The sequence below is a fragment of the Bradyrhizobium sp. genome (assembly GCF_036009065.1).
Lineage (GTDB): Bacteria > Pseudomonadota > Alphaproteobacteria > Rhizobiales > Xanthobacteraceae > Bradyrhizobium.
The window spans coordinates 24,503-34,881 of sequence record NZ_DASYMN010000252.1 but is presented as its reverse complement, the minus strand read 5'-3'; the positions used below and the strand labels follow the sequence as shown (position 1 = coordinate 34,881).

The window sequence follows — 10,379 nt, the reverse complement described above, 5'->3', positions numbered from 1 at the left end:
CGCCGGCGACTTTAACGCGTCGCTGGATGCGGCGATGAAGGCGATCGATTACGCGGGCTTTGCCGCGCGCAAGGCGAAAGCCAAGAGCGAAGGCAAGCTGCGCGGCATCGGGCTGTCCTGCTATATCGAGGCCTGCGGCATTGCGCCCTCGAAAGCCGTCGGCAGCCTCGGCGCCGGCGTCGGCCTGTGGGAATCCGCGGAGGTGCGGGTCAATCCGGTCGGCACCATCGAAATCCTCACAGGATCGCACAGCCACGGCCAGGGCCACGAGACCAGCTTCGCGCAGGTAATCTCCGAACGGCTCGGCATTCCGATCAGCCAGGTGTCGATCGTTCATGGCGATACCGACAAGGTGCAGTTCGGCATGGGCACTTACGGCTCGCGCTCGGCGGCGGTCGGCCTCACCGCCATCGTCAAGGCGATGGAGAAGATGGAGGCCAAGGCCAAGAAGATCGCCGCGCACCAACTGGAGGCGTCGGAGGACGACATCGTGATCGAGAACGGCGAGTTCAAAGTCACCGGCACCGACAAATCCATCGCGCTGCCGATGGTCGCGCTCGCGGCCTATACTGCGCATAATTTGCCCGACGGCATGGAGCCGGGCCTCAAGGAAACCGCGTTCTACGACCCGACCAATTTTACATTCCCCGCGGGTTCTTATATCTGCGAGGTCGAGGTCGACTCTGGTACCGGCAAGACCTCGTTCATCAAGTTCGTAGCTGCCGATGATTTCGGGCGGCTGATCAGTCCGATGATCGTCGAGGGCCAGGTCCATGGCGGGCTGGCGCAAGGCATCGGCCAGGCGCTGCTGGAGAACGCGGTCTATGACCAGAGCGGTCAACTGCTGACGGCGAGCTTCATGGACTACGCCATGCCGCGCGCCGAGGATCTGCCCTCGTTCAATGTCTCCCACACCATGACGCTGTGTCCGAGCAATCCGCTCGGCGTCAAGGGCTGCGGCGAGGCCGGCGCGATCGGCGCATCCGCCGCGGTCATCAACGCCATCACCGATGCCATCGGCAACGAAAATATCGCCATGCCGGCATCGCCCGACCGCGTCTGGCACGCGATCCACGGCTGAGGAGGATAAAACCATGCACGAGACAACTTACCATCGTCCTTCGAGCGTCGACGAAGCCGCGGCGCTGTTCGCAAAGGGTTCGGACTCAAAATATCTCGCCGGCGGCCACACGCTGCTGCCGGTGATGAAGGCGCGGCTCGCCTCGCCCACCGACGTGATCGATCTGGCGAGAATCAAGGACCTCGTCGGAATCCAGTCCGCCGGCGATGCGCTCAACATCAAGGCGGCGACGACCTATTTCGACATCATGAGCAGTGCGGACGTCAAGAACAGCATTCCGGCGCTGGTCAGCCTGACGAAGGTGCTCGGCGATCCGGCGGTGCGCTATCGCGGCACCATCGGCGGCTCGATCGCTAACAACGATCCGGCCGCGGATTATCCGGCCGCGGTGCTGGCGCTGAACGCCACGGTCAATACCGACAAGCGCGCGATCGCCGCTGATGATTTCTTCAAGGGCCTGTTTTCGACCGCGCTGGAAGACGGCGAGATCATTACCTCGATCAGCTTCCCGGTTCCGGCCGCCGCGGGCTATTCGAAAATGCGGCACCCGGCGTCGCGCTTCGCGCTGACCGGCGTGTTCGTCGCCAAATCCAGAACCGGCGACGTCCGCGTCGCCGCCACCGGCGCATCGCAGAACGGCGTGATGCGGGTGACGGCGATCGAGGCGGCGCTGAAGGCGAACTTTTCGCCCGCCGCGCTCGACAACATCACGCTTTCCGCCACTGGCATGCTGGCGGATATCCATGGCTCGGCGGAATACCGCGCCAACCTAGTGAAGGTGATGGCACAGCGCGCGGTTACCGACGCGGCATAGTTGCTTTCTCCGCGAAGAGGCCGGAGTTCAGCCCACCTCTCCCATGGGGAGAGGTCGGATCGCCGCGACAGCGGTGATCCGGGTGAGGGGGTAAGGCCTACCGATAGACCTTACCCCCTCACCCCAACCCTCTCCCCATGGGAGAGGGGGCGCGCTGCCGTTGTTGCAACGGCTTGGCAACATCTCAATTCAGCCGGATCAAACTCTCCAGGCAATTTGCTGCTTGCCTCCCTTCCCGCAACGCTAGAGAATTTCGCCAACAAAATGCTTCCCGGGAGCGTCCATGAAATTCGGGATTTTCTACGAGCATCAGTTGCCGCGTCCGTGGAATGACGGCGACGAGCAGCGGCTGTTTCATGAAGCGCTCGACCAGGTCGAACTCGCCGACAAGCTCGGCATCGATTACGCCTGGGAGGTGGAGCACCATTTTCTGGAAGAGTATTCGCACTCTTCCGCGCCGGAAATTTTCCTCGCGGCGTGTTCGCAGCGCACGAAAAACATCCGGCTCGGCCACGGCATCTGCCTGATGCCGCCGAAATACAATCACCCCGCCCGCGTCGCCGAGCGCATCGCCACGCTGGATCTGGTCTCGAACGGCCGCGTCGAATTCGGCACCGGCGAGAGCGCGTCGCTGATGGAGCTGGGCGGCTTCAACGTCGGCCTCGATCCGGTCGAGAAGCGGCGGATGTGGCGCGAAGGCGTCGAGCAATGCACCAACATGATGGTGATGGACCCCTATCCCGGCTTCAAGGGCGAGTTCTTCGAAATGCCCTGCCGCAACGTGGTGCCGAAGCCGGTGCAAAAGCCGCATCCGCCGCTGTGGGTGGCCTGCTCCAACCGCGAGACCATCAAGATGGCGGCGCGCTGCGGCATCGGCGCGCTGACCTTCGCCTTCGTCGATCCGCGCGAGGCCAGGCAGTGGGTCGACGACTACTATCGCATCTTCAAGGAAGAGTGCGTGCCGATCGGCCACGCCGTCAATCCAAACGTCGCGATGGTGACCGGCTTCTCGCTGCACGCGGACGAGGCGGAATCGCGCCGCCGCGGCGAGGATGGCTTGCGGTTCTTCCGCTACGGGCTCGCGCATCATTATATTTTCGGCGAGCACAAGCCGGGCCGCACCGACATCTGGGCCAATTTCGAAAAGGCGCGCCATGCGCTGCCGCCGGCCGGGGCCGACCACGGCATCGGCACGCCGGACCAGTTGCGAACGCATCTGAGGCATTTCGAGGAGTCGGGCGTCGACCAGACCGTGTTCATCCAGCAGGGCGGCCGCAACCGGCACCGGGATATCTGCGAGGCGCTCGAACTGTTCGCCGAGGACGTGATGCCGGAGTTCAGGGCGCGCGAAATCGAGCGGGAAAAGCGCAAGCAGGAGGAGCTGGCGCCCTATGTCGAGAAGGCAATGGCGCGCAAGCAGGCGATGCCGCCGCTGCGCGACGATGAGATTCCGGTCTACATCGCGCTCGGCCGCAAGATCGCCGCGGAAGGTACCGGCACGGAGCGGCAGAAGCAGAATGCCACGCTTTGGGCGGAAGCCGCCAAGGTGACCTTGAGCGATCCGCTGCGGCACAATCCAAAAGCATCCGCCGAACGATAGAAATGGATTTTTGACGTGACCGATACGCTGACCTCTTCCGCGGACCAGGCCGCAAAGCCGCGCGCGACCGGCCCGCTCGCCGGCATTCGCATCGTCGAATTCGCCGGCCTCGGCCCCGGCCCGTTCGCATCGATGATGCTTTCGGACATGGGCGCCGACGTGGTCACGCTGATGCGCGGCGAGCAGAAGCAGGGCCTGCGCGGCGCCATCATGATGCGCGGCCGCCGGCAGATCGCGTGCGATTTGAAGGACAAGGCATGCGTCGCTGAGGTGCTGAAGCTGCTCGACGGCGCCGACGCGCTGATCGAAGGCTATCGCCCGGGCGTGATGGAGCGGCTCGGCTTTGGGCCCGATGCGGTGCTGGCGCGCAACAAGCGCATCGTCTATGCGCGCATGACCGGCTGGGGACAGTCCGGTCCGCTGGCCAATGCCGCCGGCCATGACATCAACTACATCGCGGTCACCGGCGCGCTCGCCGCGATCGGGCCCAGCGACAGGCCGGTGCCACCACTCAACCTGGTCGGCGACTACGGCGGCGGCGGGCTGTATCTCGTGGTCGGCATTCTGGCGGCGCTGCTGGAGGCCCAAAAGTCCGGCCAGGGCCAGGTGGTGGATTGCGCGATGTGCGACGGCGCGGCGTCGCTGATGTCGCTGTTCTGCGAGTTGACCACGATCGGCCGCTGGAAGGATGGCCGGGAGTCCAACCTGCTCGACGGCGGCGCGCATTTCTACGGCACCTATCAATGCAAGGACGGCGAGTTCATCTCGCTGGGCTCGATCGAGCCGCAATTCTATGCCGAGCTGCGCCGGCTCGCCGGCCTCGATGAGGCGCTCTATGACGGCCAGATGGATGCGAAGCAATGGCCGGCGATGAAGGCGAAGATGGCTGAGGTGTTCAAAACAAAAACCCGCGCCGAGTGGTGCGCGATCATGGAAGGCACCGACGTCTGCTTCGCGCCGGTGCTGTCGCTGTCCGAGGCGCCGGGGCATCCGCACATGGCCGAGCGCAAGATTTTCGTCGATGTCGACGGCGTGGTGCAGCCCGCCCCCGCGCCGCGCTTTTCCCGGACCCCCTCGGCGATCCGCAAGACGGTGGCGGCGGAGCTTGGCGCGGTGGCGAAGGAGTGGAGCGGGCGCTGATCTTCTCGTCATGGCCGGGCTTGTCCCGGCCATCCACGTCTTCTCTTTCATCAGCGCAGCAAAGACATGGATGCCCGGGACAAGCCCGGGCATGACGGCGGATAGGTTTGCGCCGCCCTACGCCGCGGGTTTGTCGCGGACCGTCAGCACCCCGCGCCTGATCTGATCCTCCTCGATCGATTCGAACAGCGCCTTGAAGTTGCCTTCGCCGAATCCGTCGTCGCCCTTGCGCTGGATGAACTCGAAGAAGATCGGCCCGATGGCGTTGGCCGAAAAGATCTGCAGCAGCACCTTGGTCTCACCGCCTTCGACCACGCCCTCGCCGTCAATCAGGATGCCGTCGCGCTTGAGCCGCGCCACGTCCTCGCCGTGCTTCGGCAGCCGTGCGTCGATCTTCTCGAAATAGGTTTCCGGCGGCGGCGGCATGAACGGCAGGCCGTCCGCGCGCAGCATCTCGACGGTGCGATAGATATCCTTCGCGCCGCAGGCGATGTGCTGGATGCCTTCGCCGCGATAGACGTTGAGATATTCCTCGATCTGCCCGGAATCGCCGGCGTCCTCGTTGATCGGAATCCGGATCTTGCCGTCCGGGCTGGTCAGCGCCCGCGAGAACAGGCCGGAGGCGCGGCCCTCGATATCGAAAAAACGAATCTGCCGGAAGTTGAACAGTTTTTCATAAAACCCGGTCCAGACATCCATGCGGCCGCGATGGACGTTGTGGGTGAGGTGATCGAGATAGAACAGCCCGGCGCCCTCGGGGCGTGGATTTTTTTCGCCCAGCCACTCGAATTCCAGATCGTAGGCCGAACCCTTGGCAGAATAGCGGTCGACGAAATACAGCAGGCTGCCGCCGATGCCCTTGATCGCGGGGACGCCGAGCGTCTTCTGCGCGGGTGAAATATCCGCAGCCTCCGCGCCTAGCGACAGCGCGCGCTCATGAGCCAGCTGCGCATCGACGACGCGGAACGCCATCGAGGGCGCGCAAGGTCCATGCTTGCCGACGAAGTCGAAGCCATGCGTGCCGGGTTGTTCGTTGACGAGATAGTTGATATCGCCCTGGCGGTAGACCGTGATCTTCTTGGTCTTGTGCCGCGCCACCGGGAGGTAGCCCATCAACTTGAACAGCGCGTGCAGCTCTTCGGGCTTTGGATGCGCATACTCGACGAACTCGAAACCATCGGTGCCCATCGGGTTATCGGCGGTAATGGTGGCCGCCGGCGCGTCGTGCGGAAATGGACCCATGGCTGATCTCCCAGACTTTGTTGCCTGGAGTGTCGGCCTTATCCGGCGCGAGGTGCGTGCATAAAGCGGCGATATCGGCTATGCGATGCATGATCCGTGCATGATACTGGTGTTTTGCGCATGATTTCAGTGGATGCCTTCGACCTCAAAATCCTGGCCGCACTGCAGGATGACGGCCGGTTGACCAATCAGGAACTCGCAGATGTCGCGGGATTATCGGCATCGCAATGCTCGCGTCGCCGGATGCGGCTGGAGGACGAGAAAGTCATCTCCGGCTATCACGCCGATCTCTCCAGCGAATCGCTGGGTTTCACCCTGATCGCCTTCATCCACATCACGCTGGCGACGCACTCGCCCGACAACGCCAAACATTTTCGCAACCTTGTGCTGCGCGTCGACGCGGTACAGGAAGCGTATTCGCTGACCGGCGATGCCGACTATCTGCTGAAAGTCGTGTTGCGAGACCTGAAGAGCCTGTCGGATATCGTCAACAACGTGCTGATGCCGCATCGGAGCGTCGCCCATGTGCGCTCGTCGATCGTGCTGGACCGGCTCAAGGAGACCTCGAAGCTGCCGTTGAAGGGGATGCGGTAACGTGCACCCACGTCATCCTGGGGTGCTCGCCGTCTTCGGCGAGCCTCGAAGGATGGCCGCCAGCACCTGTGGCCCATCCTTCGAGACGCGCGCAAGAGCGCGCTCCTCAATGATGACGGTTGAGTTCGCGTTAACTTTATTCCGCCGCCACAATGGTCCCCTCGACCTCGCCGAAGCCGATGCGGTAGCCTTCGCCCTGGCACCAGCCGCGCATAACAAGCGAATCGCCGTCTTCGAGGAACGTGCGCTTTTCTCCGCCCGGCAATTCGATCGGCTCGGACCCGTTCCAGCTGATTTCCAGCAGGCTGCCGCGCTCGTGCTTGTCCGGGCCGCTGATGGTGCCGGATCCTAACAGATCGCCGACGTTCATCGCGCAGCCGCTGGATGCGTGATGCACCAGCTGCTGCACCGACGACCAGTACATGTATTTGAAATTGGTGCGGCAGATGTTTTGCGGTTCATTCATCTGCGCCGTGCGCAGATCGACGTCGAGCACCATGTCGTAATTGTTCGCAGCCGCCTGCCGCAGATACGGCAACGGCGTCGGGTGCTGCGCCGGCCCGTGCACCCGGAACGGCTGCAGCGCCTCGCGCGTCACGATCCACGGGCTGATCGAGGTCGCGAACGCCTTGGCCTGGAATGGGCCGAGCGGGACGTACTCCCACTGCTGGATATCCCGCGCGCTCCAGTCGTTGAGGAGCACGAAGCCGAAGATCATTTCTTCGGCCTGTTGTTCGGTCAGCATCTCGCCCATCGGCGACGGCTGCCCGATCACCACGCCCATCTCCAGTTCGAAGTCGAGCCGCTTGCAGGGCCCGAAGCTCGGCACCTCCACGTTTGGCGGTTTTAGCTGCCCGCGCGGCCGTCGCACCTTGGTGCCGCTGACCACCACAGTAGACGACCGGCCGTTATAGCCGATCGGGATATGCAGCCAGTTCGGCAGCAGCGGGTTGGTTTTGTCGCGGAACATGGTGCCGACATTGGTGGCGTGCTCCTTCGACGAATAGAAATCGGTGTAGCCTGCGACCGCGATCGGCAGATGCAATTTTACATCCGCCGTCGGCACCAGCGCGCGTAGGCGTAACCCGGCGTCGTCGCGAAGCTCGGGATTGTCATGGCGCAGCAACTCGCTGATCCGTGCCCGGATGCGCGCCCACACTTTCGGCCCCAGCGCCATGAAGGGATTCAGCATCGGCGCGGCAAAGACGCCGAGCTCACCGACATCCAGCCGGCCGTCCTGTTCGAGCTGCCATAGATCGAGCACATGATCGCCGATCGCGACGCCGACGCGCGGGGCCAACCCGTCCTTTGCCGAGAACACGCCATAGGGCAGGTTCTGGATCGGGAAGTCCGACGCGGGATCGACGCCGATGAAGGAGCGGAGGGTGGGGTCGTTCGGGTGTGTCATCGTTTGGCCAACTGCGTTCTTTTTCACCCTCCCCTGGAGGGGGAGGATCGGCGAGCATCGCGCGAAGCGTGATGCTTGGCGGGGTGGGGTGAAGCCGCGGATGAACACTTCACCCCACCCCGCCGCGAATTTCATTCGCGGCGACCCTCCCCCTCCAGGGCAGGGTAAGGAAGCTCACGGCTTGTTCGGATCGAACCGCTTCTCCAATCCCTTCCAGCAATCCGCGTAATCGTCCTGCAGCGTCGCCGATTTTGCCGCGAACTCCGTCACGCGTTGCGGATATCGCGTCTCGAACATGAAAGCCATGGTCCCCGTCAGCTTGACCGGCTTCAGCTCGGAATTACTGGCGTGGTCGAAGGCTTCGCGGTCGGGGCCGTGCGGCAGCATCATGTTGTGCAGGCTGATGCCGCCGGGCGTGAAGCCCTGCGGCTTGGCGTCATAGACGCCGTAGATCAGCCCCATGAATTCCGACATGATGTTCATGTGGTACCACGGCGGGCGGAAGGTGTTTTCCGCCACCGCCCAGCGCTCCGGGAAAATCACGAAATCGATATTGGCGGTGCCGGCGGTTTCCGAGGGCGAGGTCAGCACGGTGAAGATCGACGGATCGGGATGATCGAAGCCGATCGCGCCGACCGGCGAGAAGCTGCGCAGGTCGTATTTGTAAGGCGCATAATTGCCGTGCCACGCCACCACGTCGATCGGCGAATGCGGCAGCTTTGTCATCCACAGCGCGCCGCCCCATTTCACGTAGAGCTCGGTCGGCGTGTCCTTGTCCTCATAGGCCGCGACCGGGGTGAGGAAATCGCGCGCATTGGCCAGGCAGTTGGCGCCGATCGGGCCGCGCTCCGGCAGCGTGAACGCGCCGCCGTAATTCTCGCAGATGTAGCCGCGCGCGGGCGCACCCCGAATTTCGACGCGGAATTTCACGCCGCGCGGAATCACCACGATCTCACCCGGCTCGGCGTCGATCCGGCCGAACTCAGTGACGAATTTGAGCTTGCCCTGCTGCGGCACGAACATCATCTCGCCGTCGGCGTTGTAGAAATGCTGGTCCACCATCGATTGGGTGATGAGATAGACATGCGCGGCCATGCCGGCCTGGGTGTTGGCGTCGCCCGCCGTGGTCATGGTCTGCACGCCCTGCAGGAACGTCATGTCGCCCGATGGGATCGGCGCGGGATCCCAGCGCAATTGCGCGATCGGCAATTCGTGCTCGTGACATGGCGCGGTGCGCCATAGTTTCGCATCGGCTTTCTCAAACCGGCCGGAGTGCCGCACCGAGGGCCGGATGCGATACAGCCAGGAGCGTTCGTTGCTGCCGCGCGGTGCGGTGAACGGCGAGCCCGAGAGTTGCTCGGCATAAAGCCCGTAGGCGCAGCGCTGCGGCGAATTGCGGCCCATCGGCAGTGCGCCGGGCAGCGCTTCGGTCTCGAACGAATTGCCGAAGCCGGACATGTAGCCTGGCGTGACCTGCCCTACCGATTTGCCGAGAACATCAGGAGCTGCATTGATATTCATGGTCATCCTCCTTGCAGGCTGGCCCACATTTCCAGATCGCGCTTGTCGGTCCAGATCACGGGGTCGTCGATTCCCGAGGCTTCGTCGAACGCGCGCGAGACGTTGAACGGCAGGCAGTGCTCGTAGATCGCAAAGCCTGAGAATTTTGGGTCCATCACCTCGCGCGTCGCCGCCATGGTCTCCTTCAGGTTTCGACCCTTGGCCACCGACGATTCGGCCGCACCGTAAAGCGTACTGACAAAGTCGCGCGTCATCGCGATGGCGTCGCGTCCGGTCGCAACGCCTTTCAGGGCATCGCCGCGTCCGGGCGCAATGGCCTTGGGATTGAAGGCGCGGATTTCGTTCAGCGTCGCCGGCCATTCGCGCAAATGCGCATCGCCGCAATAGCAGGCCGAATGATACTCGATCAGGTCGCCGGAAAACATCACCTCGGCGTCCGGCACCCACGCCACGATATCGCCGGACGTATGTCCGGCGCCGAGCGACATCAGCCGCACCTCGCGTTTTCCGAGATAAATCGACATGTCGGTCTCGAAAGTCAGCGTCGGCCAGGTCAGGCCAGGGATGCTTTCCGCGTCCTGGAACAGCCGCGGAAAACGGCCATACTCGGAATCCCAGTCCTGCTGGCCGCGTTCCTCGATCAGGCGATGGGTTTCCTGCGAGGCGATCACGGCCTGCGCCTTGTACGCGGAGGCGCCGAGCACCCGCACCGCGTGGTAATGCGACAGCACCACGTATTTGATTGGCTTGTCGGTGACGGTGCGGACCCGCTCGATCACCTTGTTCGCCATCGCGGGCGTCGCCTGGGCATCGAACACGAGGCAGCCGTCGTTACCGACGATCACGGCCGAGTTCGGATCGCCTTCGGCGGTAAAGGCATAGAGATCGGTGCCGATCTCGGAGAAGGTGATTTTTTTCTCCGCCATGTCGGTGGTCGATGCGAAACCCTTGGCCATCAGTTCAACTTTCCCATTTTTGT

9 protein-coding genes are annotated in these 10,379 nt (G+C 63.4%); 5 read left to right on the top strand and 4 right to left on the bottom strand.

Features of this window, described 5'->3' with window-relative positions; all coding sequences use genetic code 11:
* From VGP39_RS15515 to VGP39_RS15500, 4 genes are all read left to right on the top strand, one after another.
* The coding region (locus VGP39_RS15515; protein ID WP_327568989.1) for a xanthine dehydrogenase family protein molybdopterin-binding subunit at positions 1–1,081 on the top strand (1,081 nt) is incomplete at its 5' end.
* 13 nt (positions 1,082–1,094) lie between these two features.
* Complete coding sequence (locus tag VGP39_RS15510) at positions 1,095–1,895, top strand: xanthine dehydrogenase family protein subunit M (protein WP_327568988.1); 801 nt, start codon at positions 1,095–1,097, stop codon at positions 1,893–1,895.
* Between the two features lie 283 nt (positions 1,896–2,178).
* The gene (locus VGP39_RS15505) at positions 2,179–3,495 is read left to right on the top strand and encodes an LLM class flavin-dependent oxidoreductase (RefSeq protein ID WP_327568987.1); all 1,317 of its coding nucleotides are present in this window, start codon (positions 2,179–2,181) and stop codon (positions 3,493–3,495) included.
* A gap of 15 nt (positions 3,496–3,510) precedes the next feature.
* Complete coding sequence (locus tag VGP39_RS15500) at positions 3,511–4,635, top strand: CaiB/BaiF CoA-transferase family protein (RefSeq protein ID WP_327568986.1); 1,125 nt, start codon at positions 3,511–3,513, stop codon at positions 4,633–4,635.
* A 117-nt stretch (positions 4,636–4,752) separates the two neighbouring features.
* Here the strand turns inward: VGP39_RS15500 and hppD are convergent, their stop codons facing one another.
* Positions 4,753–5,877, bottom strand: a complete 1,125-nt coding sequence (hppD, locus tag VGP39_RS15495; RefSeq protein WP_327568985.1) for a 4-hydroxyphenylpyruvate dioxygenase — start codon at positions 5,875–5,877, stop codon at positions 4,753–4,755.
* A 120-nt stretch (positions 5,878–5,997) separates the two neighbouring features.
* Here hppD and VGP39_RS15490 point away from each other — a divergent pair, with 120 nt between their 5' ends.
* Positions 5,998–6,471 carry an Lrp/AsnC family transcriptional regulator gene (locus tag VGP39_RS15490; protein ID WP_327568984.1) on the top strand — a complete coding sequence of 158 codons (474 nt, stop codon included), beginning with the start codon at positions 5,998–6,000 and terminating at the stop codon, positions 6,469–6,471.
* 136 nt (positions 6,472–6,607) lie between these two features.
* On the opposite strand, the gene fahA is transcribed toward VGP39_RS15490, so the two are convergent.
* The 3 genes from fahA to VGP39_RS15475 form a co-directional block, all read right to left on the bottom strand.
* On the bottom strand, positions 6,608–7,879 hold the full coding sequence (gene fahA, locus VGP39_RS15485; protein WP_327568983.1) for a fumarylacetoacetase: 1,272 nt from the start codon (positions 7,877–7,879) through the stop codon (positions 6,608–6,610).
* 174 nt (positions 7,880–8,053) lie between these two features.
* Positions 8,054–9,400 (bottom strand): homogentisate 1,2-dioxygenase, encoded by a 1,347-nt coding sequence (gene hmgA, locus VGP39_RS15480; RefSeq protein ID WP_327568982.1) that lies wholly within the window; start codon positions 9,398–9,400, stop codon positions 8,054–8,056.
* A gap of 2 nt (positions 9,401–9,402) precedes the next feature.
* The gene (locus VGP39_RS15475; RefSeq protein ID WP_327568981.1) at positions 9,403–10,356 is read right to left on the bottom strand and encodes an MBL fold metallo-hydrolase; all 954 of its coding nucleotides are present in this window, start codon (positions 10,354–10,356) and stop codon (positions 9,403–9,405) included.
* Positions 10,357–10,379 lie beyond the last annotated feature (23 nt).